This window comes from Bradyrhizobium sp. CCBAU 53415 (assembly GCF_028128735.1).
Taxonomy (GTDB): domain Bacteria; phylum Pseudomonadota; class Alphaproteobacteria; order Rhizobiales; family Xanthobacteraceae; genus Bradyrhizobium.
Map to the genome: position 1 here is coordinate 526,589 of NZ_LBJF01000025.1, position 23,390 is coordinate 549,978.

Consider the following 23,390-nt stretch of genomic DNA (forward strand, 5'->3'; position numbering starts at 1 on the left):
GGAGAACGTTAAGCATATCGCGTCTTGGCGTGACGCCACGGCGCCGCAAGAACGTCTTGGACACCATCGGAGCGGTAGCGTCCGCTCAGTACCACTTCTTCCCGATGCCGTCCGGTTCCAACGATGTCTGCCTCCGATTGTCCCGCGACCGAAATGCCGCACGTGCTGCGCGCGGCACTCGCACGCGCCGAGGACGGCGTCGTCATCGTCGATGATGCGCATCGCATCACGCACTTCAACCCTGCCGCGGAGCGGATCTGGAAGCTCGCTGCCACCGATGTGCTCGGCCGCAACGCCGCAGTTCTCACCCTCAAATGTCTCGAGGCCGGCGCGACCGCGGAGTTCCGCGAGGAGATCAGCCTCGTGCGGCGCGACGGCAGCCGCATCAGGGCGCTGGTGTCGATGTCATCAACGACGATCGGCGGCGCGACCCATCGCATCGTGTTCGCACGCGACGTCACTCTCGATGCGGAGCGGCGTGTCAGGATCGGGCTTCTCCACGCCGTCGCCGACCAGACCAACCGCGCGGTGATCGTCACCGACGTCGGGCAGAACATCGTCTACGTCAATTCGGCGTTCACGGCGCTGTTCGGCTATACCAGCGAGGAGGCCGCAGGTCGCAGCGCCGACGGGCTCATTGCCGGTCGTCACACCGATCGCAAGGCCCTCGCGAAGCTTGTCAGGCGCCTGTTGCGTGGCGGACATCGCGGCGAGGCCGAGGTGCTCGTCTATGACAAGGACGGCGAGGAGATCTGGGTCTCCGCCCGGATCGATGCTTTCCGCGACGGCAAGGGCCGGGTCAAGCACATCCTCGCGCTGCTCGAGGATATCACCGAGACCAGGCAGCTGCGCTCGCTTCAACAGCTCATCATGAGCGCGCTCGCCGACGAGGTGCCGATCGGCGAGATTGCCGACCGGCTGTGCCGCCGTGTCGAGGAGATCGCGCCCGACGTGGTCTGTTCGCTGCTCCACGTCGATGTCGCAGGCCTGATCCATCCGCTCGGCGGTCCCAGCCTGCCTGAAGACTATTCCCGCGCGCTGGACGGCATCGCGATCGGCCCCAATGTCGGCTCCTGCGGCACCGCGGCTTTCTACGGTACACCGGTTCTGGCGACCGATCTCGACACCGATCCGCGCTGGCAGCCCTACAAGGCGATGCCGCTCGCGATCGGCCTGCGTGCCTGCTGGTCGACCCCGGTCAAGGCCAAGGACGGCCGCGTCATCGCGACCTTCGCCTTTTACTATCGTGAGCCGCGCGCGCCTAGCAATTGGCACCGGCGCATCGTCGAGGCCTGCGTCAACCTCGGCGCCTTCGCGATCGAGCGCAAGGAGGCGCGCGCCGAGATCGCGCGGCTCGCCTATCACGACATCCTCACCGGCCTGCCGAATCGCGCCCAGTTGCGGCACCTGATCACCACGGCCATCGATGCCTGCCCGACCAGCGGCCATGTCGCGCTGGCCTTCCTCGACGTCGATCATTTCAAGGACGTCAATGATACGCTCGGTCACGCCGCCGGCGACGAGCTCCTGGTCCAACTCGCGCAGCGCCTGCGCGAGCATATCGCCCCCGGGGACATGCTGGGGCGGCTCGGCGGCGACGAGTTCGTCATTCTGCTGCCGCAACGTAGCGCCGAGAGCGCAGAGCGCGTCGCGGCTGACATCACCGAAGCGCTGGCGCGGCCGCTGCGGCTCGGATCGAAGCTGATGCCGATGTCCGCCAGCATCGGCATCAGCCTTTACCCCGATCACGCCACCGACATCGACACTCTGATGCAGCAGGCGGATGCCGCCATGTACATGGCCAAGCAGGCCGGACGTTCGACCCACCGCATTTTCAGCGCCGAGATGAACGTGCTCGCCGAGCAGCGGCTGGCGCTGATCGCGGCGCTGCGCCGCGCGGTCGCGGAGGGTGCGCTGAGCCTCAGCTACCAGCCGCAGATCCGCAGCTGCGACCGCGCGATTCACGGCGTCGAAGCGCTGGCGCGCTGGCGTGATGCCGTGCTCGGCGACGTCTCGCCGGCAAAGTTCATCCCGCTCGCGGAGGAATGCGGCCTGATCGAGCAGATCGGCCTCTGGTCCGTGCGCGAGGCCTGCCGGCAGATGGCGACCTGGCGCCGCGCCGGGCTCAACATTCCCTGCGTCTCGGTGAACCTGTCGCCGATCAATTTCCGCAATGTCGCGCTGGCGGCGCGGCTCGAGAACATCCTGGCCGAATACGATCTGCCACCGAACGCGCTGATGCTGGAAATTACCGAAGGCGCGTTCATGCAGGACGGCGCCGCCGCGCCGGAGACGATGAGCGCGATCCGCGAGCTCGGCGTCGGCCTCTCGGTGGACGATTTCGGTACCGGCTATTCCAGCCTGAGCCGGCTCGCGCATCTGCCGATCCGCGAACTGAAGATCGACCGCAGTTTCATGCGCGACATCGAGAAAGACGCGGGCGCGCTCGCGATCGCCACCGCCGTGGTGCGCGTCGGGCAGGGTCTCGGCATGACCGTGGTCGCCGAGGGCGTCGAAACCGAGGGCCAGCGCAAGACGCTGGCCGAGCTCGGCTGCGACATCGTCCAGGGCTTCCTCTACGCACCCGCGCTGCCTCCGGTCGCCTTCGAGCGCTGGCTGATCGAGCACTGCGCCGAGCAGGCGAGGGCGATGCTGGGGCGGCTCGATGTTGTGGCGGCGGGTGGAGTTGCGGTGAAGCGGTCGGCATAGGCGCCTTTGAGCGATATTTCCGGCCGGTAGGAACACATCGGCGACTGGCGGTTTGGTTTTCGACGTTCGCCGGAAGGGGCACCGCGCCATGTCCTGTTTGCAAACTGCATGGGCCTGATGAAAAGACCGGAAAGCAGCGCCACCGTCCGAGCGGCAGGCTTTCGACCTTTCGCAACCGCAGCTCAAGGCCATCACGTCATGGATGGCTTGTCGGAGCGATAAGCCCAGCCGGTCCGAGGCAATAGGCCGCCTGATGGAACTGGGGCTTGCGTTGCACGCCGATCCGGATCGCCGGAAGCAGCGCGCCCGCAAAATGGCCGCCGATGCGATCGATCGCATGGGCGATGCGACCACGACGGTGGAGGATAGGGCAGTCCGCAAGCGGGATCTGCTCGACGGGCCCGAGGAGTTCAACCGGGTGCGAATTGCTCGGTCCAAGCGCAGCAGGCCGATCCGAGAATAGGCCGAGCACCAGGAAGCCGCCGGCACCGGCGGACTTCGGGTCACTGGAGACAGGGAGGACAAGCAATGAGACGGTATTCCCAATCGCAAACAGCGAAGGAGGCGAACAACCTCTTCAGGCAGACCGCGGCGAAGCCCGCGACCGATTACGAGAAAGCAGAACAGGCTTTCCACGCAAATCGGGAGCGACTGAAGGCTGAGCGGCTGGCGAGGGAGGCTGAACGACGAAGCCCGTCAGAGAAGACGACCTAGTGTCGCGATTCTACTTTGACATCTGGGATGGTGAAGCGCTCGTCGTAGACGAAGAAGGCCTGGACTTGGCCAGCCGGCGAGCCGCGGAGATCGAGGCGGCGCTGTCACTTGCCGACATTGCCAAACAGCTCGAACCGTTCGCGAGCAGCGATGGCGTCGCCATCAATGTTCGGGATGCGAGCGGCCCTGTCTTGAGAGCGACATTCGTCGACGAAAGAGTTCGATGGGCCGATTGAGACCGCCAAGAGTGCTCTCGCTCACGTGTCCGCACTGACTAGAGCATCGAAAGCACGACAATGCCGTCCTCGAGCTCGCCTGAAGCCAGGCGCGCCCGCGCCATACGCTCGAACTCCGTTCGATGCTTCTGGAGATAGCTGAAGGCCTGCTTCTGCGTGTTGAAGGTCGTGGCAAGCCGGCACATCTGGCGGTTTGCGCCGGACGCAAGAAAGAAGGTGATGGTTCCGTGGTCTGGCTTGAGTCTAGGCACGATCTGCACTCTCCGGCATGTGATCGGCTCTTCAAATTTCGCCGGCGCCGTGGAAGACCACTATCGCGCCCGCTTCCTTGAACGCTTCCTGAGCGCTGGGGCTGGCAAAGCTGTTCGAAGAGCTTCATCAGCTGCTTCCTTCGCCTCGCGTACTTCTCGGAGCCGCGCCATGTTCTTGCGAACCTCGACGGCTTGCCTTTCGACGTCTGCCAACGCCCGCGCTCCCTCTTCAGCGGCCAGGCGCTTGCGATCGGAACGCGCAATGCTTTCGGGTGACGGTTCCGCCGGCTTCTTGGTGCTCATCGTTCACCCGGCTCCGCAACGGCCAAACCCGCTCAATCCCAGGATTGAGCGGGCGGAGAAACCGTTTCAGTACATCCGTGAAACGGCGCCACGATATCAAGCCAGCGAGAGGTTCTCAGCGCTGACTTTGCCTCGCATCTTGTCGGTCTTGATCTCGAAATTGACCTTTTGGCCCTCCCCGAGACCAGTAAGACCGGCTCTTTCAACGGCGCTGATGTGAACGAACACATCGTTGCCGCCGTCGCTCGGCTGAATGAAACCGAAGCCCTTTTGGCCATTGAACCACTTGACTGTACCTGTCGCCATTTTCTTCTCCAAAGCGCACGAACGCATCCCGCGCAACAATCACGCGGTTGTCTTCAACTTCGTCGATGTCATTGGAAAAGGAGCCCGCGGGCGCATTCAACAAGGCACAGCGGCTAATCGAACGAGGTCAATATATATGACTTTCACGGTTTTGCAAGGAGCGAAGCCAGTTTGTTTTCCGCGAGGCAGTTCGTCTGTTCCGATCGAGGCGCCTCGCGTGTGTCCGTCGACCTGCAAGCAGGACGTTATCGATTGACAGCGCTGCGCGACAGTGGTCACGTCGACGCCACCAAGCTGCTCGCTGTGACGAGCAGATCGGCTCGTCCGAAGCCGCGACGAATGTCGCCGCTGCTATCCTCAACAATCGCAATAAGACAATCGCAATAAGGCTCCTGCGCAATTGGCTGCCCTGCAGGACATCTCGCATTCGCAGCCCGAGCCAGGAGGATCAATTGCACGTACTCGTCAGAGACAACAATGTTGAGCAGGCACTCCGCGTTCTCAAGAAGAAGATGCAGCGCGAAGGCGTCTTTCGGGAAATGAAGCAGCGCCGCTCCTACGAGAAGCCGTCCGAGAGAAAGACCCGCGAGAAATCCGAGGCCATTCGCCGCGCCCGCAAGCTCGCCCGGAAGCAGGCGATCAGGGAGGGATTGCTGCCCGCACCACCGAAAAAGAAGCCCTTCGAGCGCAAGCCGCCCTTGCCGGAGATCAAGGCACGGCCGGAGTAGAAGCGATTTTCGTTTGGAACTCATGCCATGCTGCGTCACCTGTGACGCCGCGGAGAAGCCTGACTGAGCCGTCGCGGTTGCCGTCTTCGCTATGGCCTGAAATCGATACCTCGAAGCACGATGCCGGGCGGCGTGCCTTCGAACTCTGTCGCGCGATATTTGTTCGCGGCGCATGCTTCGATGCGATCCCGTAGACGGGCGAATTGGGCTTCCCGCTCCTCGGGCCTGACTTGCGGGCCGTGCTCGAGAGAGTCCATCGCGGAGGTCGAGATCGCGCAAGGAATCTCCCTGGCGCCGTCATGCATCGAGAACCGGACGATCATCCGGTCGTATTCGTGGCCAATAAAGCGGCCGCTGGTCAGTGTCATGGCTCACTCCGTAACATGCTTGCTGCTCGGTGAGTTCGCGCCATCCAATCATTGACGGGGACCGCGCGCTTGCTTCCGGGCTCGCGCCGAGTATGCACATCTTGAGAATGCAGACGGCCGTTGCTCGCCTCAGCCGTCCCCGGACAGCCGGGCGAAATCGTCGAACAGCGCCGATACGAGCGCGCGGTGGCGCGTGTCCTCGGCCGGCAGGCTCGCAGCGTAGAGGTTGAGCAGATGGCGCGCCTTCACCGCGGCCTCGAGCCAGGACGCAGCGGGCACCGTCATCATGCGGTGTTCGAGTTCGGCCTCGCGCTCGCGCAACTCCCTGACGTGAGCCTCGACCTCGGCCAGCGCGCGACGCAAGTCGGTGGCCTTTTGCGCGGCCATGCCGCGGCGCTTGTCGAGATCAACCGGCTGGTCAGTCATCGGCGATGCTCGCGACTGCGGCTTGCGCTCGCAAGATCGACAGAGTTCATGCGGAACGGATGCCTGGACGAAGCGGATTTTCGCCGCGAGCGGATGGTCATGCACGCCTGCCTTTCGCAAGTGAAGCCCCAACCCGTGCCGGCCACTGCAAGCATGCGCCTTTGGCACGGCAATGGCCAGCGATATCGTCTCATGCCGGAGACGATAACGTCGCGGCGCGGCGGCTGCCCGCACGGCATTTGGCGCTCGCTATTGGTCCGACACGAGAGTAGGGTCATTCGCATCACCGCACTTCTCAACGGCTTCGACCGGTGACTGAGGGTCACGTGTGCTCCCGCCGAAGGCTTCGCAGGAGCGTTCGATGTCGCGTGTTCGCATCTCGGAATGGATCGTGCCGCCGGTGATCGTTCCGCTGTTCCTCCTGCTGCTCGTCTGCGCCGCTGCGGTCCTCAATGGCTAGGACAACACGCGTGCCGTATCTGGTCAGCGGGACCAACGAATACGGCAGCTCCAATCTCGGGCGCGGGACTGCGACGGTCGCGCTACGCCTTGCGGAAAAACTGCTGCGCGAGGGGTACATGGACGTCAGGGTCTGCACCCCGCGCGGCCGGGTCCTGCAGCCGAATGAATTCGACGAACTCAAGCCAGCAAAGGAGAGCGACATGGCAAAGGGCCAGCAACGCGGCAACCGCGAAGCCAAGAAGCCGAAGAAGGACAAGGCCAAGGTGATTGCCGCGGCCCCGTCCCGCAAGGAAGCTGCCTGGCAGCCGGACTTCGGACCCGCAAAGAAGAAGTAGCGAGGAGCTGCAGCTCACCAGCCGTACTTGAGGACTCCCTTGCCGGCATAGCTGGTGAGTTTGTCGCGGGCCGGCCGTGCAGCGTCAGCATGCCATCGCTGATCGTGAGCCTAAGATTGCTGTTCAGTGTCAGCCCAAGCGCTGTGGATGTGCCAACTTCACGAGTGCTTGTGGCATTTGCGGCATGCGGCCCCGCAAATCCTTGATCGCGCCGGCGTCATCTCCGGATCGATCAGCCGGTGCAGGCGAATGCTTCAAGCGCACCCGCGTTTTCACAAATGCACGATGGGCGGGCGACGAGTTGTCGAGGCATTGAACGGAGATCGCGCGAGAGACATCAAGATCCGTTGAAATCTCTTGTGAAAACGTCTTGCGACAATAGATGCGGCGGGGCGTCACACGGCCGGCGTTCCAACGCGCAAGTCTGGACCGTCGCTTGCGGATGTCGGATAATTGGACGTGATCTGGCGGTGGCGCCTCTGCTCCCCGGTCTCCTTACATACGAGATGCACTCCCATGGCACAGGCGGACGCCTTCGCGCAGAAGCTCGAACGGTTCTTGCATTTGAAGGATGCGCCGCCAACGCTGGTCACGCGTTCGCTGCGCAGCGCCGCACTCGCGGTCATCGAAACCCGGGATGACCATCCCTTGCCGCGGCTTTCCGAGTCGATGCCGCCTGAGGACGCCTATCTCGTCAGCCTCAAATTCCGGGATTTCTCTGATTGCGAGTGCTGGGAGCGCGGCCGATGCGTGATCAAGAGCGATATCCGCGCCGGCGCCACCTATCTGTACGACCTGAAGCGCGATCCGCGCTACGTGATCGACAAGCCCTTCCATTCCCTGTTCTTCCATCTGCCCCGTTCGGCATTGGACGACATGGCGAGGCAAAGCGGCGCGCCACGGATCGGGGAACTCGCCTATGAGCCCGGCGCCGGCCATGACGACATGACGATCCGCCATCTCGGCGCGTCGTTCCTGGCGGCGTTGCGGCAGCCTGAAGAGGCCAACCAGCTCTTCATCGACCACATGATGCTCGCGCTCACCGCGCATGTTGCGACGACCTACGGCGGGTTGCGGCGCGCCGCCGAGCCGGCGCGCGGCGGCCTTGCCCCATGGCAGGTGAAGCGGGCTTGCGAAAGGCTGGAGTCCGATCTCCGCGGAAAGCTCTCACTCGAGAAGATCGCCGCCGAGTTCGATCTCTCGGTCAGCCATTTTTCGCGCGCATTCCGCCTCTCCACCGGCCTGCCGCCGCACCAATGGCTGCTGCGCCAGCGCGTGGACACGGCCAAGCAATTGATGACCGTGCGCGACCTGTCGCTGGCGGAGATCGCGATATCGGCCGGGTTCGCCAATCAAAGCCACTTCACCCGGGTGTTTTCCTCGGTGGTCGGCGTCAGCCCGGGCGTGTGGCGCCGTGAGGCGCAGGGCGAGCCGGAAAGCGAAGCGTGACCCTTCCGTTCAGCGGCGGCCTGTTTGAGAGATGGCGTAGACTGCGCGCCGCGCCGCAAACATCTCGTCCGGCGGATGGCCGATGCCTTCGGCAAGATTGCCTGGATTGAACATGGATGCGTCGCACGCCTCGTTCGATTCAGTGCCCGTTATCACGATCGTTCCGAGCCGTACCGCTTCGCGCCCATCCTCATCGGGCCAACGGATGGTCACGTCCATCACGGGGTCGCCGGGACGATCCAGCAGCGCCATCACGCTGAACCTGACATCGCGTGCCGCGATCCGGGATTCGAGATCGCGCAGCAAGCCAATGGACTTGGCCGTGGCCGTGTCCTGGCTCGGCCTGCGTTCTTCGCCGACCGGCGCGATCTTGAACTTGATGAACCGTGTCTCACCTCCAGCGTTCGTTGCGGGAAAGGCGTGCACGCCCCAATAGGTCGTGCAGGCAAGGCTTGCCGGCGGCGGATTCGCGGCAAGGTAGCTTGCCTGGCGCAGCGTCTCGGGATTGACGGCGGAGAATGCCTCGACCTGGGCCGTGTCCGGCTTGCCGTCAGTTCCCGGCATGCGCGTTTGCAGGAAGGCCAGCATCTGGTCGAGCGTTCTGGCGAAATGAACCGGGGCGCTCTGGGTGAAAATCTCGGAGCGCTGATGGCCGCTGCCGAGCCGGAAGCTGAAGCCGCGCAGCGAGCGACCGTCGGTATCGACCGAGTTCGGGGAGACGACGTCCGCCGAGAAACGCGCCAGCACCCGGGAGGGCATGGTGAAGCTGCGAGACCTGGTGATCTCCTTGGCCTGATCCGAGGGGGCATAGGTACCGCGAACGCACTGGCCCCGGCAAAAGCTCGCGCGCGCCCGTGGCGGAAGACCGGCAACTGCCCTCAAGGCATCGACGACGGAGATCGGCGTGGCTGCGCCGCTCGGGAACTCTGGCAGAACGAAACCTTTGGATTCGAGCGATAGGTTTGTTTGTGGCGCAGGGTGCGCCGAAAAATCTTTCCCAAAGCGGACATGCCTTGTCCGATCCTGCGACGAATCTCGCAACTCGCTGGCTCGGGACCAGCCGCTCGCTCGAGACACGGCTAGGGCAAGTACTCAACAAGCGATGGCCGCCTGATGTACGGTCTGCCGCCTACAGTGGTCGAAGAGCGAATGGTCTCGCAGGCCGCGGATGGGCCAGTAGCGGGACCTGCCGCAGATGGCCGCTACAAACCTAATCGGCGACCGCTGCTTCCTGAAAGTCCCCTTGCCTTTCGCCCGTGTCAGAGCGACGGGATATTCGGTACCGGCCGGGCGATACGCCGTGATGTCGATGGAATAGCTTCGAAAACGCCGCCGCTGTCTCGTAGCCAACTCTGCTGGCAATTCGCGCGATGGGCTCATCGCTGGCTTCCAGCAGAAACGCCGCTTCCGCCATGCGGCGTTCGACCACATAACGGTGCATGGACTGGCCGACGAGCTGGGTGAAGCGCGCCGAAAACACCGAGCGGCCGAGCCCCACGCGGTGGCCAAGGTCGCTCAGGGTCCAGGGCTTCTCCGGGTTTTCGTGGATCAGCTTGAGCGCCGGTCCGATATGTGGGTCAGATATGGCACCGAGCCAGCCGCCTTGTCCGGGACTAAGAGACGCGATCCAACTTCGGAGCACCTCGACAAAGAGCACTTCCGTCAGTCGCGAGAGCGCGACGCGTTGACCGGGACGCTCAAGCGCGGACTCGCTGACCATGCGGCGCAGGATCGCTTCAAGCCAACCTCCGTCTGCCGTCGGCTTCAGCAGGAGCACGGGCGGCAGTAGCTCCAGCACACTGCCAAACAGGGGCCGTGACACCGTGAAATTGCCGCAGATCATCGTCGAGAGTGGCTTTGCTCGGCTGCCGTGACGGATGACACCAAACCGCGACGACGCTCGATCGATATCTATGATCCGCAGAGGCTTGGCCCGGCGATCGGAATAAAAGGCATGGGGCTCGCCGCGTGTGATGACGACGAAATCGCCCTCGCTCATCTGGATTTCCGGACCCTCGCCGAGCACCAGGGTCGCAGAGCCCTCGCTGAGATAGTGAAACAAGGCGTAGGGGCGCGCCGGCAACTCCAGATTCCAGGGATGTCCGAGTTCGAAGTGAAAGAGCAGCGTGCCGCCGAGGCGAACGCGATCGAGCACTTGGGCGAGAATGTCCATGTCGCCAAAGTTAGACCAGTGGACGATCCGACACAACATCCGGACGATTGATCTCTATCGTCCGAACTGTCCGCGAACTAGGTGATGCCGCGGGCCGACGTCACGTACGGCAACCATCTTGCCGATGGCAGATGGAAGAACCGCGGCCTTGCTGGAAACGCCTGTCCATTCCGCCGGACCGAGTTCGTCCGACATGCCAACAGGAATTATCAATGCGAAACATCCTCCTCTCAGCCGCCACCGCACTCCTGGCCGGAACGACGTTGGTCGGCTCCGTTCATTCCGCTGAACTACCCAAGGGAGCAGCCCACAACATAGTGCTCGTGCACGGCGCTTTCGTGGACCAGACGAGCTGGCAGCCCGTTGCCAATATTCTCATGAAGAAGGGCTACAACGTTACGCTCGTCGAAAATCCGCTCACCTCCCTTGCCGCTGACGTCGATGCCACGAAACAGGCGCTGGCGAAGCAGGACGGCAAAACCGTTCTCGTCGGCCATTCCTGGGGCGGCGTGGTTATCACGCAAGCCGGTAACGATCCCAAGGTGTCGGCGCTGGTCTATGTCTCGGCCTTCGCGCCGGAGGTAGGCGAATCCCTGGCGTCGCTGGCAAAGGCCGGCCCGCCGACCGAAGGCAGCAAAGCGATCCATCCTGATGCAAAGGGCAATTTGTACATCGATCCCAAGGTGTTTCCGTCAGCCGTCGCGGCCGACCTTCCTCCGGAAATCGCTGAGCACCTCGCCAACTCGCAGCTTCCGTTGAATCACGTTGCGTACGAAGCCCCGGTCGACATTGCGGCCTGGCATGACAAGCCGACGTTCTATGTCATCAGCACGAAGGACAAAGTCCTCGCGCCGGAAGCGCAGAAGTCGTTCGCAGCCAGGATCAAGGCTCAGACGACGGAAGTCGCCGGTAGCCATGCCTCGCTCGTCGTCCATGCGAAGCAAGTCGCAGAGGCAATCGAAAAGGCCGCACTCGCGAAGTAACGGTAGCGCTCCCGGTCCTTTCGCGCCGGGAGCGCGCCCGCTCGACTATTTCATTGCCAAACATCCGGAGGATGAGATGACTCAACTCAACACTGCGAGCCTGGACGCCGCCACGCTCGAAACGGCACCGACCCGTTATGTCGAAGGCCACGGAATCCGCTTCGCTTATCGTCGCCTCGGCCCCGCGACCGGAACGCCGCTGGTGCTCCTGCAGCACTTTTCGGGCAACATTGACGCGTGGGATCCCGCCGTCGTCAACGGTCTTGCCGCCGATCGCCCCGTCATCGCATTCGACAATGCTGGGGTCGGTCGCTCGACCGGCCAAACGCCTGACAATATCGCAGCGATGGCGAGGGATGCATTCGCCTTCATCAATCTCCTCGGCCTTTCTGAGGTCGACCTGCTGGGCTTTTCTCTCGGCGGCTGCGTCGCCCAACAGATCGCAGCTGAGCACGAAAGGCTGGTCCGGAAACTCATCCTCGTCGGCACCGCGCCACGAGGCGGAGAGGAACACCTGTTAGCGGTTCTGCAGGAGGCGTTTTCCCAAACCGACGCGCCGGACCCCCGTCTGCCGCTGTTCTTCACGAAGTCGTCCGCCAGCCGGTCGTCAGGCTTGGCCTTCCTGAAGCGGACGAAGTTGCGTAAGGACGATCGGGACACCGATAACGGCAACGCGGTTACCGACCCGCAGGCCAAGGCTCTGATCGCCTGGTGCGCCACACCTGATCCCGAGCACGCCATTCTACGCGCCATCCGCCAGCCCGCTCTTGTGGTCAGCGGCAGCCACGACACCATGCTGCCCGCGAATAACGCCTACGCAATGTTCAACGAACTCGGCAACGCTCAGTTGGTCCTCTATCCCGATTCAGGGCACGGCGCCCTGTTTCAGTATCCCGACATGTTCGTCAGCCACGTCCGGACCTTCCTGGAATCGCATCCCGCGGCTGCATGATCTCACCGCGTTCCGACGCACCATCGGACGCACTTCATCAATGAGAGTCGCTACGGAGGACAAAATGACAATCGTTAGAGTCGAGGTTGAACGTTTCAGCCTCACGAGCGCAAAACCATTCGAGGCTGTTGTCGCGACCCTCAAGTCCGCGATCGGTCAACCTGACATGGTCAACTTCTTCAAAGAGACGAGGGCGACAAACTCCTTCCCGGATCTTGAGCGCGTTGTACAACGCGACCTCGGCCGAACGGACCTTATGCTCTTCGCGGAATTCGACTTGGGCGACATTCTGCGTCGCGAAACCGGATCCAGGACGCCCAAGATCAAACGGTTCGTCGTAGGCAATCCACTCATCATGAAAGAGATGGTCAAGCACGTGCCCGATGCCGGATCTTATGCTCCAGTCACAGTACTCATTGATGAGCGTCCCGATGGCGTGCACGTCTCTTATGACAAGATGGAGAGTTATCTACTGCATTATGGCAGCTCGGAAGCACTTGCCGTCGCCCGAGATCTCGATACGAAAATCACAACCTTGCTACGCGAGTGTGCAGGCTAAAGCGCTCTGATGAAATCTTCAGCCGGTAGAGTGGGTAACTCATATCAATCGCGGACCGCGACAGGCGTTGTCATGACACGAGCCAGACGTCGAAAGAGAAATTCCTCCATGTACAAGACACTTGTTGTCGCTGCCTCGGTTCTTTCCGCCGGGACTGTCGCGTCTGAATCCGCTGTCAGGAAAGAGCCGCTGGATGCTACGGCCCTTAACGCGATCAAATCAAAGTTCGGCAGGCTGATGGAATTGGCCAACAAGCACGATTTCAAGGCTCTCCATGAGATGTTCTGGCAATCGCCCTCCACACTATTGGTAGCTAAGAGCGCGATCCAGTCTGAGGGGAACTGGGCCGGCTTTTGGGGCAACGAGGCGATTGATCAGAAGCTTCACGATATCGGCAGCTCCGGTCCGGTCGTGCTCGAGCCGGATTATTCCAAGCTCAAGGTTGTCGGCCTGACCCGCGATGTCGCCGAGTCCTACGTGCCGATGAACATCACGGTCTCTTATGCGGGGCAGGATGGAACAGCCAGGCGGTTTCTAATGATCATCAATTGGCTTCGCGTCGAGAAAGATTGGAAGATCGCTTCCGAAATCATTCTGCCGGTGCCGCCCGTACCTGCCGCGAAGGACTAGGCGGAAGGCTTCGACTGTTCGGCGCCGACGCCTCTGGCGGCAGGTCCGCTCGGGGTCAATCGAGTCGGTTTGGCCCGGTCAAAGTGGCGCCCGGTTTACACCTCACGACCGACTTAGAGTTCGGCCGGAATTTGTCGCGACGAGGCCGCTGGCGAAAGTATGCGACGGGTCGAGTGCCGCATTGCCTTCTAAACCGCTCGAACAACTAGGTGGCTTGCGCGATCCAAGCGATCAACGGATAGGACAGTGTCAGTTGCGCGTTGAAAAGAGTGTGAGCGAGCCAGGCTGGAGAAAGCGATTCGTAGCGCAGGCGCAGTGCGTAGGTCACGAGGCCCAGCAAGATCATCGCTGCACCCCAAACGAGCCCGAGCGGAATAATGTGATTGGCAGCAAAGATCACGGTGCCAAGGACCAAGATGTTGGAATCGTGCCACCCAATCCGACGCAGCCAAGATACCAGGAGGCCACGGTAGAGGATTTCTTCGGTCACCGGCGTTGTCACGACGAGAAGAAAAACGACAATTGCGATTGACTTCGCGTCATGGAAATCGATCCGAACATCCTGACTTCGATGGCCAGTTACGATAGTCAACCAATGTGTCACGACGGGCACGCCGATGGTGACGATCCCGAAGCCAATGAGGCTCGCGGCGAAGGCGGGGAGAGTTAGTCTTCGAAATCGGAAGACGTCAGAGCGCATGGTCTGTCGCTTTGTCCAAACCAACACCAACGCTACAGCAAGCCAACTGCTGACTGCGTACGACAGCAGGCCATAGAGTCTGAAGTTAGGTGGCGCGGGCAGCTCGGCCGGCGCGCCGTGTATGACGAGCCACATCGCCCGGACGGCAAGACCAATGGTCATCACAATGACCGCAAGCGCCATAGGGGCAAGAACCAGCATCAAAGTTATGATGCTCTGACGCCATTCGAAACCGGCGCGCGAAGTGACGTTCAGGCCGGTGGGTGAACCCTTAGTGTGCGACATGCGATCAATCACCCCTCGCTCTGCGCGCCTGACCGTATAACAACCTTTGCGGGTTCTCTAGTGGTCCCGCACCATCCTAACCGACCGCGAGGTCGGAGGGGAATTCCTGTGTTCGTATTTTGGATGGCCGGCAGAACTGGTCGGTCCCGACGAGGCCTGATCAGGGCTCGACGTGGACCACTTCGACGTGGTCCGATGCCAGTCCGGTCCGCGCCTGAGATCAGTGATCGCGCGCAGAAGGGGCGAGCGGCCGAGCGGATCCCGCCACTGCCCTCCATCGCCTCCAATGGGCAGCAAAGGAGCCCCGCCGGAAGGCGGAGCTCCGAAGCGTTTGCCAGCAATCTTACTTCCGGGCTGGCTGATTCGACGTCGAAGGCGGCGGGGCACTGTTCTGGTTCGGCTGCCCAGCCTGCGTGTCCTGACCGGTGCTGGGCTGACCAGTGGACGGAGTGCTGCCCTGGGCCGGAGCCTGGCCGGTGGTTTGCCCTACAGGCGGCTGCGTGCTGGCTTGGCCCGAAGTCGCCGGCGGGTTCTGCGGAGCCTTGCCGGTGGTCTCGTTCTGTTGCGCCGGCGCGTTGCTCTGACCAGCACTTTGTCCGGTCGTGTTCTGCGGCGCCGACTGGTTGCTCTGGCCCTGGCCGACGGTCGTCGACTGGCCCTGCGTGGCACTGATCTTGTTCGACACGCCAAGCGCCGCGACCGTGCGGGTATCGATCGAACCGGTGGCCTGGAAGCCCTCCTGCCTCTGGAAGGTCATCAATGCCCTGCGCGTATCCGGCCCGAGGATGCCGTCGGCTTCGCCGGACAGCATGCCGCGTTCGATCAGGACGTGCTGAACGATGCGGATCTCGTCGGGGCTGAGATCCAGCGCGGCAACGCTGCCGCCAGCAGTGCTCGAGCCGCCCCTCCGGGCATAGTGCGTCCGCGGCCCGGCGGGAATGACGTCGACGATCCTGCGGCTGCGGTCGGTGACGACGATTTCGTCATCGACGACGAAGAAGCTATCGTCGCGGTAACCAGGATAGACGTCGATCAGCGCCGGATAATCCGCAACCGAGATCACGGAGATGTTCCGCGGCACGACCACGCCGGCATCGATCCGGAAGTTGATGGAATTGGTGTTGACCCGCACGCGGTCTACATTGCGTGAGTTCAGCACCGACTGTTGCAACTGCGTCTGCTGCTGCGCATTCACCTGCACGCGGCCGGACATGCTCTGGGTGGCCGCGCCCCGGGTCTGGGCGTTGGTCTGTCCTTGCGCATCGGCGCCGGTCGTCGCGCCCTGCGCATTCTGACCCTGGGCGTTGCTGCCGGTGCTTGCGCCGGTGGTCGTCTTGCTTGGATCCTCTGCGGTCTTGCTCCGGGTATCGCTCTTTGTGTTTGCGCCGGTCGTCGTGTTTTGACCCTGCGCATTCTTGCCCTGGGTATTCTTATCGCGAGCATTGTCGTTGGTGTTGGCGCCCGTGGTCGTGCTCCTGTTCCGCTCGGCGCCCTGCGACTGATGCGTCCGGTCGCGGTCGCTGCGGCTCTGTCCGACGGTCTGGCTCTTCTGTCCGTTCTTGTCACTCTCGGACTTGGACTCGGATTTGGACTGACGTGCCGTGTCCCGATCGCCACGGCTCTGACCCACCGTCTTGCCTTGCTTGTTGTGTTCAGATTCTGACTGACGCGCGTCGCCGCGGTCGCGGCCCTGACCGATGGTTTGCTTGTCGCCCTTGTCCGTGGTTCGGCTGCTGTCCTGCGCCGCAGACGAGCCCTCGGCCCGGCCGCCCGCGCGGCCCTGCGTCATCCCTTCGCTGTGCGATGCCGCACCTGCACCGTGTGACATCGCGCCATCGGATCGTCCGTGTTCCGCAGCACCTCCGCCGGCTCCGCCTCCGGCGCTCATGCCGCTCCCGCCAGTTCCGCCTCCGGTGCCTTCGCGCATGCCTTGTGCCGACGCCAGGCTGACGCCTGCGAGCAGGATTGCCGTGGTCAGCAAAAACTTGTTCTTCCTCGCGTTCATCTGAAACTCTCCTTCATTTGCTTCTGCTTCGCTGCAATTGCGCGGTTCCGTCGTGAGGCGTCAGCGCGCGTTGTCTCTGGTCGACGCCGGATGGCATCGGCCTGATCATCATTTCTTGAGGGCTCAGCGTTCCGTGCTGGGCCTGACTTGGCGATTCACGTCACCAGTGGTGGTGCCAACGATGGTGATGGAAGTTCCGCCGCGGGAATGGTGCGCCGTAATAGGCGTAGGCCGGACGCACGATTCGGCGATAGGCGTAGCCGTAGTAGGCTGGGGCGTAACCAGTGCTGTAATAGGTCGTGGTGTAGCCGCCCCAGGGATATCCGTAGCCGCCGTAATACGCCGGCGCGTAGCCGCCGTAATAACGAGGGTATCCATCATAGTAGCCGTAACCCGGGCCGTACGCGTAAGCGGAAGAGGCCAGGCCGCCGAACACGGCGCCTGCGATCAATCCGCCTGCCAGCGCTGGGCCGAATCCGCCACGCCAGCGGGCTTCCGCGGGCGTTGGTGCCGCTACGGCGCTCAAGCCGAGTGTGCCGACGGTTGCCAGAATTAGCGCGGTCTTCATGTGCTTTCCTCCTCGTTGGTGTTGCGATGCCGGGCCAACATCAATGACGGGCAAAAGTTGCAAGCGCCATTCAGGAGAGACAATCAGGAGAGACAAAGAGTCATGAAGATAAACGCGCGTTCATCTCGAGGCTCGCGTCTCCTGGTGGCGACCGGCGCAGGACGGATCGCAACGGTTGAAGAGATCCTCAAGCCTCGCTCTTGCGCGGCCGCTTATCGATAGTTGCGCTGCGCGTTCCCTGAGTGCGGCAACTTAACGCATGCGCAGCCGCTAGTCCGAGGCCAGTCCCGTCCTGCGCCTGAGATCCGTGATCGCGCGCAGAAAACTGTCGGCCGGCGTCGTCTCCGGGTCGATCAGCCGGTGCAGGCGAAAGCCGTCTTCCAGCGCGAGCACGACGGAGGCCATCCAGGGCGGGTTCAGATTGTCGTTGCGCCCGTTGCTCTTCAATGTCGCCTCGACGATGTCGGCAACCAGCTTGCGTCGCGCACGCAGGCGCTTGGCGAGCTCCGGCCGACGCTTCTCGGCGCGCGCGACGAACAGGATCATCTCCATGTGGAGGAGGGGCGAGCGGCCGAGCGGATCCTGCCGGCTTCGGTCCATCGCCTTCAGCGCCGCGATGAAATCGTCGAGATTGTCGTGCTGCGCGAGGATGTCCATGTTGCGCCGGATCGACTGCTCGACATGGTCCTCGAGCATGGCGATAATCAATTCGTCCTTGCTCCCAAAGTTCGAATAGAACGCCCCGCGGGTGAAGCCCGCCGCCGCCGCGATCGCCTCGATGCTGGCGCCGCCGATGCCGTCCTGTTCGAACACGCGGGCGGCCGCCTCGAACAGCCTGTCGCGCGTGTCGTCCCTGGTCGGTCTCGTTCTCACCCTTGACATCGGCACAGGTTAGGGCAAACTGCAACTCGATACAACAATGTATCGAGTTTGAAAATTCGGGGATGGTTACGCCAGGCGACGGGGCAGCCTTGCGTATTCGTGTCGTGCGGCAACCGATCTGAGGTCACCATGAACGAGCACGTGCAAGGCGCCGGCGGTGATCCGCTGTTCAACCCGCTGTCGCCGGACTTCATCCGCGATCCCTATCCGCATTACGACCGACTGCGCACTCTTGATACGATCCATGTGACGCCGTTCGGCCAGTTCGTCACCAGCCGCCACGCCGAGGTGAGTCTCGTGCTGCGCGACAAGCGCTTTGGCAAGGATTTCGCCGAGCGCACCATGCGCCGCTATGGTCCCGAGATCATGAACGAGCCGGTGTTTCGCAGCATGAGCTACTGGATGCTGCAAGCCGATCCTCCGGACCATACCCGCCTGCGCGGCCTCGTGGTGAAGGCCTTCACCGCCCGCCGGGTCGAGGACATGCGGCCGCGGATCCAGGAGATCGTCGACCAGGCCATCGACGCCGTGATTGATCGCGGCCACATGGACCTGATCGAGGATTTCGCCTTCCGCCTGCCCGTCACCATCATCTGCGACATGCTCGGCATCCCCGAGGAGCACCGCGAGGTCTTCTACAAGAGCTCGCGCGACGGCGGGCGGCTGCTCGATCCCGTGCCCTTGTCTGCGGAGGAGATCAAACAGGGCAACGCCGGCAACCTGATGGCGCAGATGTACTTCCAGCAGCTGTTCGAGCTGCGCCGCCGCAATCCCGGGGACGACCTCATCACCCAGCTGGTGCAGGCCGAGGAGGACGGCAACAAGCTCACCAACGAGGAACTGACCGCCAACATCATCCTGCTGTTCGGCGCCGGTCACGAGACCACCGTCAACCTGATCGGCAACGGCCTGCTCGCGCTCCACCGCAATCCGGATCAGCTGGCGCTGCTCAAGGCGCGGCCGGAGCTGATGGAGGGCGCGATCGAGGAATTCCTGCGCTACGATTCCTCGGTGCAGATGACCGGGCGCGTCGCGCTGGAGGATATCGACGATCTCGGCGGCGCGACGATTCCCAAGGGCGAGACCGTGCTGTGCCTGCTCGGCTCGGCCAACCGCGATCCCGCGGTCTATCCTGATCGGCCCGACCGGCTGGACGTCACCCGCCGGAACGTGAAGCCGCTGTCGTTCGGCGGCGGCATCCATTTCTGCCTGGGCGCCCAATTGGCGCGCATCGAGGCCGAGATCGCCATCGCCACGCTGCTGCGGCGACTGCCTGATCTGCGCATCGACGACGTCGAGAACCCGGAATGGCGGCCGACCTTCGTGCTGCGCGGCCTGAAGCGGCTGCCGGCGAGCTGGTGAGGCGGCCGGCGTTAACCTCCGTGCGGAACAGTCGCTGTGACTTCGCCACACTTCCCCCTATATAAGGGGCTGTTCCGGCGCGCCTGAGGCCCTCAGGTTCGGCCCGGGTCGGTTTGGCCGAGGGGAGACCCGTGCAGACGACGCTGCTCGGATTGGCGATTGCCTTTATCATTGCGCTGCTGGCCGCGCTGATCGGGCCTTACTACATCGACTGGAACCAGTTCAGGCCCCAGTTCGAGGCGGAGGCTGGCAAGATCATCGGCGTGCCGGTGCGGGTAGTGGGCGAGCTCGACGCGCGGCTGCTGCCGGCGCCGACGCTGCGGCTGCGCGGCGTCACCTTCGGCGGCAACAACGATCTCGGCCGGCTGCGCGCCGACAAGCTCGACGTCGAGTTCAGCCTGAGTTCCCTGATGCGCGGTGAATGGCGCGCCACCGAGCTTTCGGTGGGCGGCATGGCGGTCGATCTCGGCCTCGATGCGCGCGGGCGCGTCGATTTGCCGTCCACCGCGAGCGGCAGTTTCAATCTGGCGTCCCTCGCCATCGAACGCCTGAACCTTACCGGCCGCATCGCCCTGCACGATGCCGCCAGCCGCTCGACGCTGGAGCTGAACGACATCGCCTTCTCCGGCGACGTGCGCTCGCTCGCGGGCTCGGTGCGGGGCGACGGCAGTTTCACCGCTAGCGGAGTGCGCTACCCGTTCCGCGTCTCCTCCGGCCCGAGTGCCGACGGCAGCGCGACCCGTCTCCACCTCAACATCGATCCCGGCGAGCGCGCCATCCTCGCCGATCTCGAAGGCGTGCTCGCCTTCGACAACCGCCAGCCGAAATTCGACGGCGCGCTGACGCTCGCAGTGCCCGCGACCAGGAAGGCGGGCGAGGTGGGGCCGACGCCCTGGAAGCTCGCGACCAGGCTCAAGGCGGACCCGGCCGGCGCCAAGTTCGAACAGATCGACGCGAGCTTCGGCACGGAGGACGCCGCGCTGAAGCTCGGCGGCGTCGGTGATCTCAGGTTCGGCGCCTCGCCGCTGCTGCGCACCGTGCTGTCGGCGCGGCAGGTCGATGCCGACAAGCTGACGGCCAAGGACGATGCCGATCCGCCGCGCGTCATGCCGGCGCTGCGCGCAGGGTTGGCGGCGATCCCGCAGACGCCAATCCCGGCGCAGATCGAATTCAACGCCGACCAGATCATGCTCGGCGGCCGTCCGCTTCAGAACATCGCGGCCGAACTTCAGACCGACGGCAGGTCGTGGACCTTCCAGCGGCTCGAATTGCGCGCGCCCGGCACGACGCAGCTTTCGCTCAACGGCGCGACCCCCGGCGCGGACAGCTTCAGCGGCCGTCTGCGCATCGAATCGTCCGACCCGGACACGCTGGTGGCCTGGCTCCAGGGCCGCACCGAGGTCAACCGGCGCAGCACGCGGCCGCTGCGCCTCGCCGGTGACGTGACCATCGCCGCCAATCACCTCGCCATCGACAGGCTGAAGGCCGACATCGACGGCGGCGAGGTGGAGGGCCGCATCGCCTTCGTTCAGACCGGCGCGAGCAAGGGCTCGCGGATCGACGCGGAGCTCAAGGCCGACCGCCTCGACCTCGATGCCGCCGCAAGTTTCGTCCGCGCGCTCGCGGGACCGCAGGGCGAGTGGCCGGAGGAGGCAAGACTCTCGCTCACCATCGGCCGCGCCATCTCCGCCGGCCAGGAGCTGCGGCCGTTCGCCGCCAAGCTCGCTTACAGCCCCGCATCGCTGTCGCTGGAGCAATTGCGCTTCGGCCAGGCCAGCGGCGTGACCACGGAGGCGAGCGGCAGCTTCGACCGCACGAAGGCCACGGGCAAGCTCGCGCTGAGATCCTCCGCCAATTCGCTGGGTGAGCTCACCGCGCTGATCGAACCGCTTGCGCCCGCGGTGCGCGCACGCCTCGATGCCCTCCCGTCATTGCCAGGCGCGACCCGTCTCAAGCTCGATCTCAGCCTCGACAAGAACACCGAGCATCCCGATCGCAGCAATGCCCGCGTCGTGCTCGATCTCGATGCGCCGCAGCTCAAGGCGACAGCGACGCTGACCGCGCAGACGCCGACCGCCGCCATCGGCGGCATCGATATCGAAAAGTTGCGCAACAGCGACTTCACGCTCGATTCGAAAGTGTCGACGCCGCAGGCCGGCGCGCTGCTGGCCCTGCTCGGGCTCGATCGCATGGTGGCCGCAGGCGATGGCGCCGCGCAATTCGAAGGCCGCTTGAGCGGCGCCTGGCGCCGTCCGGCGCAATTGAACGCAAAGCTCACCGGCGGCGGGCTCGATGCGGACGCGCAAGGCAGCGTCGAACTGTCGGAGCCCAAATCCTCCGAACCCAAGGCGAGCGTGAACCTGCGCGTGCGCAACGTCAATCTGGCGCCGCTGTTCGGGACCGGTCCGGCCGACAAATCGGCGCAGAATGTCAGCCTGTCTTCCCGCCTCACGCTGTCGGGCAATCGCCTGACATTCGACGATCTCGACGGCAATGCAGCGGGCTCGCATTTGCGCGGGCATCTTTCGGTGACGCTCGATCAGGAGAAGAACGTCGACGGCGAGGTTGGCCTCGATACGCTCGATCTTGCGCCGGCGCTCGCGATGGCGATCGGCGCGGCCGGACATGAGTCCGGCGAACCGCTCACTGCAGGGCTCGTCAGCGGCTGGCACGGCCGCATCGCCTTCCAGGCGCTGCGCGGAACGTTGCCGGGCGGCATCGAGCTGCGCCCCTTCGGCGGCACGATCCGGAACGACGGGCAGTCGCTCGCGCTCGATGCGCTCAAGGGCCGCATTGGCGGCGGCGAGATGTCCGCGAGCCTTGACGCGCGCAATGGCGCGAATGGTCTTGCGCTGAACGCGCGCATCGAGCTCAGCAATGTCGATGCGGCGGCGCTGCGCTATCGCGACCTTGCACTGTCCAAGGGGCGCGCCTCGGTGCAGATGGCGCTGACCAGCCAGGGCCGCAGCGTCGCGGCCTTGACCGGCGCGCTCGCCGGCAACGGCACGGTGACTCTCGACTCCGCGGAAATCGGCGGCCTCAATCCCCGCGCGTTCGAGATCGCCATCCGCGCCAGCGACAGCGGCCAGGTCAGTGACGACAATCGCTTGCGGCAGCTCGTCGAGCCCGCGCTGTCGGCCGGTCCCATCACGGTCGCCTCGGCGCAGATCCCGTTCACGATCCGCGACGGGCGGCTGCGGGTCGGCGCGACGCCGCTCGAGGCCAAGAACGCCCGTGCCATCGTCTCCGGCGGCTACGACATTCCCGCCGACCAGGCCGACATCCGCGTCAGCCTGACGCCGATCATGACCGGACTCTCGGGTGCGCCGCCGGAGATCCAGCTGTTCGCGGCAGGGCCCCCCGACAGGCTGAGCCGCACCATCGACCTCACGCCGCTGTCGTCATGGCTCGCGGTACGCACCATCGATCGCGAGACGCGGCGGCTCGATGCCATCGAACGCGGCGAGCCGCCGCCGGCCACCGCTGCGCTGCCGAGCCTGGTCTCGCCCGATCCGGAGCCGCCGCTGCTGGATGTGCCGCTGCCCGGCCGCGATCCGCGCCGCGCGCCGCAGAAGTCAAAGGCCGCGCCGACGCCGAGGGCCCCGCAGGCCGCTCCCGCCGCGCCAAGCCCTCCACTCACAAGCCCTCCACTCACAGGCCCGCCGCTCGCAAGCCAGCAGGCCGCGCCGCTGCCGCCGCCGATCGAGGTGCGGCCCGCGCCGGGCCCCGCGCCCGCCAAGCCCAGGCCAAAGCCGCCCCTGGTGCTGACGCCGCAGAATCCGTGAGCAGATCGGTTTGCGCGAATTGGGCCGCGGGCCGACTTGCCTCTCCCGCTCGCGGAAGGGGAGCGCCGTCTCCATTGCCCGCCCGTTAAAGCATTCCCTCGCATTTGAATGAATTTTGCTCGGCAAAACTGATTTGCCCATTTTACTGAATTCTCGCGTTTCATCTCTAACGTCGGTTCCCAGAGGAATTCGGCGTCGCGCCAAGAGCGGCTTGCCAAA

Annotated in this window: 23 protein-coding genes; 12 read left to right on the forward strand and 11 right to left on the reverse strand. The window is 64.0% G+C overall.

The features are described 5' to 3' along the window. The first annotated feature begins 123 nt into the window (after positions 1–123). The 3 genes from XH87_RS23530 to XH87_RS23545 all read left to right on the forward strand — a co-directional run bounded on the left by XH87_RS23530 (position 124) and on the right by XH87_RS23545 (position 3,659). Positions 124–2,709, forward strand: a complete 2,586-nt coding sequence (locus XH87_RS23530) for an EAL domain-containing protein (RefSeq protein ID WP_271589077.1) — start codon at positions 124–126, stop codon at positions 2,707–2,709. 253 nt (positions 2,710–2,962) lie between these two features. After that, the gene (locus XH87_RS23535; RefSeq protein ID WP_271589078.1) at positions 2,963–3,172 is read left to right on the forward strand and encodes a hypothetical protein; all 210 of its coding nucleotides are present in this window, start codon (positions 2,963–2,965) and stop codon (positions 3,170–3,172) included. 250 nt (positions 3,173–3,422) lie between these two features. Next, entirely contained in the window at positions 3,423–3,659 is a 237-nt protein-coding gene (locus tag XH87_RS23545) for a DUF6894 family protein (RefSeq protein ID WP_035700410.1), read from the forward strand. A 38-nt stretch (positions 3,660–3,697) separates the two neighbouring features. On the opposite strand, the gene XH87_RS23550 is transcribed toward XH87_RS23545, so the two are convergent. The 3 genes from XH87_RS23550 to XH87_RS23560 all read right to left on the reverse strand — a co-directional run bounded on the left by XH87_RS23550 (position 3,698) and on the right by XH87_RS23560 (position 4,519). Further along, positions 3,698–3,919: a hypothetical protein gene (locus XH87_RS23550; protein ID WP_158670465.1), complete on the reverse strand. Its 222-nt coding sequence runs from the start codon at positions 3,917–3,919 to the stop codon at positions 3,698–3,700. Positions 3,920–3,970: 51 nt separating this feature from the next. Continuing rightward, on the reverse strand, positions 3,971–4,213 hold the full coding sequence (locus XH87_RS23555; protein WP_158670466.1) for a transcriptional regulator: 243 nt from the start codon (positions 4,211–4,213) through the stop codon (positions 3,971–3,973). 96 nt (positions 4,214–4,309) lie between these two features. Further along, the gene (locus XH87_RS23560; protein ID WP_158670467.1) at positions 4,310–4,519 is read right to left on the reverse strand and encodes a cold-shock protein; all 210 of its coding nucleotides are present in this window, start codon (positions 4,517–4,519) and stop codon (positions 4,310–4,312) included. A 452-nt stretch (positions 4,520–4,971) separates the two neighbouring features. Between XH87_RS23560 and rpsU the strand changes: the two genes are divergently transcribed. After that, positions 4,972–5,247 carry a 30S ribosomal protein S21 gene (gene rpsU / locus XH87_RS23565; protein ID WP_025038058.1) on the forward strand — a complete coding sequence of 92 codons (276 nt, stop codon included), beginning with the start codon at positions 4,972–4,974 and terminating at the stop codon, positions 5,245–5,247. A gap of 89 nt (positions 5,248–5,336) precedes the next feature. On the opposite strand, the gene XH87_RS23570 is transcribed toward rpsU, so the two are convergent. After that, positions 5,337–5,615: a DUF1488 domain-containing protein gene (locus XH87_RS23570; RefSeq protein WP_271589080.1), complete on the reverse strand. Its 279-nt coding sequence runs from the start codon at positions 5,613–5,615 to the stop codon at positions 5,337–5,339. A 129-nt stretch (positions 5,616–5,744) separates the two neighbouring features. Beyond that, a complete protein-coding gene (locus XH87_RS23575; protein WP_271589081.1) occupies positions 5,745–6,041 on the reverse strand; it encodes a hypothetical protein in 297 nt (98 codons plus the stop codon). Between the two features lie 470 nt (positions 6,042–6,511). On the opposite strand from XH87_RS23575, the gene XH87_RS23580 reads away from it, so the two are divergent. Then, the gene (locus tag XH87_RS23580; RefSeq protein WP_271589082.1) at positions 6,512–6,838 is read left to right on the forward strand and encodes a hypothetical protein; all 327 of its coding nucleotides are present in this window, start codon (positions 6,512–6,514) and stop codon (positions 6,836–6,838) included. A gap of 516 nt (positions 6,839–7,354) precedes the next feature. Continuing rightward, positions 7,355–8,287 (forward strand): AraC family transcriptional regulator, encoded by a 933-nt coding sequence (locus tag XH87_RS23585; protein ID WP_271589083.1) that lies wholly within the window; start codon positions 7,355–7,357, stop codon positions 8,285–8,287. 9 nt (positions 8,288–8,296) lie between these two features. On the opposite strand, the gene XH87_RS23590 is transcribed toward XH87_RS23585, so the two are convergent. Both XH87_RS23590 and XH87_RS23595 read right to left on the reverse strand, forming a co-directional pair. Next, positions 8,297–9,364 (reverse strand): catalase, encoded by a 1,068-nt coding sequence (locus XH87_RS23590; RefSeq protein ID WP_271589084.1) that lies wholly within the window; start codon positions 9,362–9,364, stop codon positions 8,297–8,299. Positions 9,365–9,497: 133 nt separating this feature from the next. Continuing rightward, the gene (locus XH87_RS23595; RefSeq protein ID WP_271589085.1) at positions 9,498–10,460 is read right to left on the reverse strand and encodes an AraC family transcriptional regulator; all 963 of its coding nucleotides are present in this window, start codon (positions 10,458–10,460) and stop codon (positions 9,498–9,500) included. A gap of 212 nt (positions 10,461–10,672) precedes the next feature. On the opposite strand from XH87_RS23595, the gene XH87_RS23600 reads away from it, so the two are divergent. From XH87_RS23600 to XH87_RS23615, 4 genes are all read left to right on the forward strand, one after another. Beyond that, positions 10,673–11,443: an alpha/beta fold hydrolase gene (locus XH87_RS23600; RefSeq protein ID WP_271589086.1), complete on the forward strand. Its 771-nt coding sequence runs from the start codon at positions 10,673–10,675 to the stop codon at positions 11,441–11,443. Positions 11,444–11,519: 76 nt separating this feature from the next. Then, positions 11,520–12,395, forward strand: a complete 876-nt coding sequence (locus XH87_RS23605) for an alpha/beta fold hydrolase (protein WP_271589087.1) — start codon at positions 11,520–11,522, stop codon at positions 12,393–12,395. Positions 12,396–12,459: 64 nt separating this feature from the next. After that, positions 12,460–12,954, forward strand: coding sequence for a DUF302 domain-containing protein (locus tag XH87_RS23610; RefSeq protein ID WP_194392414.1), 495 nt, complete (start codon positions 12,460–12,462; stop codon positions 12,952–12,954). Positions 12,955–13,062: 108 nt separating this feature from the next. Beyond that, on the forward strand, positions 13,063–13,584 hold the full coding sequence (locus XH87_RS23615) for a hypothetical protein (RefSeq protein ID WP_271589088.1): 522 nt from the start codon (positions 13,063–13,065) through the stop codon (positions 13,582–13,584). A gap of 205 nt (positions 13,585–13,789) precedes the next feature. Here the strand turns inward: XH87_RS23615 and XH87_RS23620 are convergent, their stop codons facing one another. The 4 genes from XH87_RS23620 to XH87_RS23635 form a co-directional block, all read right to left on the reverse strand. Then, positions 13,790–14,569, reverse strand: a complete 780-nt coding sequence (locus XH87_RS23620; RefSeq protein ID WP_271589089.1) for a CPBP family intramembrane glutamic endopeptidase — start codon at positions 14,567–14,569, stop codon at positions 13,790–13,792. Positions 14,570–14,912: 343 nt separating this feature from the next. Next, the gene (locus XH87_RS23625; RefSeq protein ID WP_271589090.1) at positions 14,913–16,574 is read right to left on the reverse strand and encodes a peptidoglycan-binding protein; all 1,662 of its coding nucleotides are present in this window, start codon (positions 16,572–16,574) and stop codon (positions 14,913–14,915) included. Positions 16,575–16,734: 160 nt separating this feature from the next. Then, positions 16,735–17,142 carry a hypothetical protein gene (locus XH87_RS23630; protein ID WP_271589091.1) on the reverse strand — a complete coding sequence of 136 codons (408 nt, stop codon included), beginning with the start codon at positions 17,140–17,142 and terminating at the stop codon, positions 16,735–16,737. A gap of 270 nt (positions 17,143–17,412) precedes the next feature. After that, positions 17,413–18,024, reverse strand: coding sequence for a TetR/AcrR family transcriptional regulator (locus tag XH87_RS23635; RefSeq protein WP_158671741.1), 612 nt, complete (start codon positions 18,022–18,024; stop codon positions 17,413–17,415). A gap of 129 nt (positions 18,025–18,153) precedes the next feature. Here XH87_RS23635 and XH87_RS23640 point away from each other — a divergent pair, with 129 nt between their 5' ends. Then, on the forward strand, positions 18,154–19,386 hold the full coding sequence (locus tag XH87_RS23640; protein ID WP_271589092.1) for a cytochrome P450: 1,233 nt from the start codon (positions 18,154–18,156) through the stop codon (positions 19,384–19,386). Between the two features lie 131 nt (positions 19,387–19,517). Then, positions 19,518–23,171 (forward strand): AsmA family protein, encoded by a 3,654-nt coding sequence (locus XH87_RS23645; RefSeq protein WP_271589093.1) that lies wholly within the window; start codon positions 19,518–19,520, stop codon positions 23,169–23,171. Positions 23,172–23,390 lie beyond the last annotated feature (219 nt).

Bases quoted from the DNA above. Each gene is read 5' to 3' on its own strand.
- XH87_RS23530 (WP_271589077.1), top strand. From the start codon at position 124: ATGTCTGCCTCCGATTGTCCCGCGACCGAAATGCCGCACGTGCTGCGC.
- XH87_RS23535 (WP_271589078.1), top strand. From the start codon at position 2,963: ATGGAACTGGGGCTTGCGTTGCACGCCGATCCGGATCGCCGGAAGCAG.
- XH87_RS23555 (WP_158670466.1), bottom strand. From the start codon at position 4,213: ATGAGCACCAAGAAGCCGGCGGAACCGTCACCCGAAAGCATTGCGCGT.
- XH87_RS23560 (WP_158670467.1), bottom strand. From the start codon at position 4,519: ATGGCGACAGGTACAGTCAAGTGGTTCAATGGCCAAAAGGGCTTCGGT.
- XH87_RS23570 (WP_271589080.1), bottom strand. From the start codon at position 5,615: ATGACACTGACCAGCGGCCGCTTTATTGGCCACGAATACGACCGGATG.
- XH87_RS23575 (WP_271589081.1), bottom strand. From the start codon at position 6,041: ATGACTGACCAGCCGGTTGATCTCGACAAGCGCCGCGGCATGGCCGCG.
- XH87_RS23585 (WP_271589083.1), top strand. From the start codon at position 7,355: ATGGCACAGGCGGACGCCTTCGCGCAGAAGCTCGAACGGTTCTTGCAT.
- XH87_RS23595 (WP_271589085.1), bottom strand. From the start codon at position 10,460: ATGGACATTCTCGCCCAAGTGCTCGATCGCGTTCGCCTCGGCGGCACG.
- XH87_RS23600 (WP_271589086.1), top strand. From the start codon at position 10,673: ATGCGAAACATCCTCCTCTCAGCCGCCACCGCACTCCTGGCCGGAACG.
- XH87_RS23605 (WP_271589087.1), top strand. From the start codon at position 11,520: ATGACTCAACTCAACACTGCGAGCCTGGACGCCGCCACGCTCGAAACG.
- XH87_RS23610 (WP_194392414.1), top strand. From the start codon at position 12,460: ATGACAATCGTTAGAGTCGAGGTTGAACGTTTCAGCCTCACGAGCGCA.
- XH87_RS23615 (WP_271589088.1), top strand. From the start codon at position 13,063: ATGTACAAGACACTTGTTGTCGCTGCCTCGGTTCTTTCCGCCGGGACT.
- XH87_RS23620 (WP_271589089.1), bottom strand. From the start codon at position 14,569: ATGTCGCACACTAAGGGTTCACCCACCGGCCTGAACGTCACTTCGCGC.
- XH87_RS23625 (WP_271589090.1), bottom strand. From the start codon at position 16,574: ATGAACGCGAGGAAGAACAAGTTTTTGCTGACCACGGCAATCCTGCTC.
- XH87_RS23630 (WP_271589091.1), bottom strand. From the start codon at position 17,142: ATGAAGACCGCGCTAATTCTGGCAACCGTCGGCACACTCGGCTTGAGC.
- XH87_RS23635 (WP_158671741.1), bottom strand. From the start codon at position 18,024: ATGTCAAGGGTGAGAACGAGACCGACCAGGGACGACACGCGCGACAGG.
- XH87_RS23640 (WP_271589092.1), top strand. From the start codon at position 18,154: ATGAACGAGCACGTGCAAGGCGCCGGCGGTGATCCGCTGTTCAACCCG.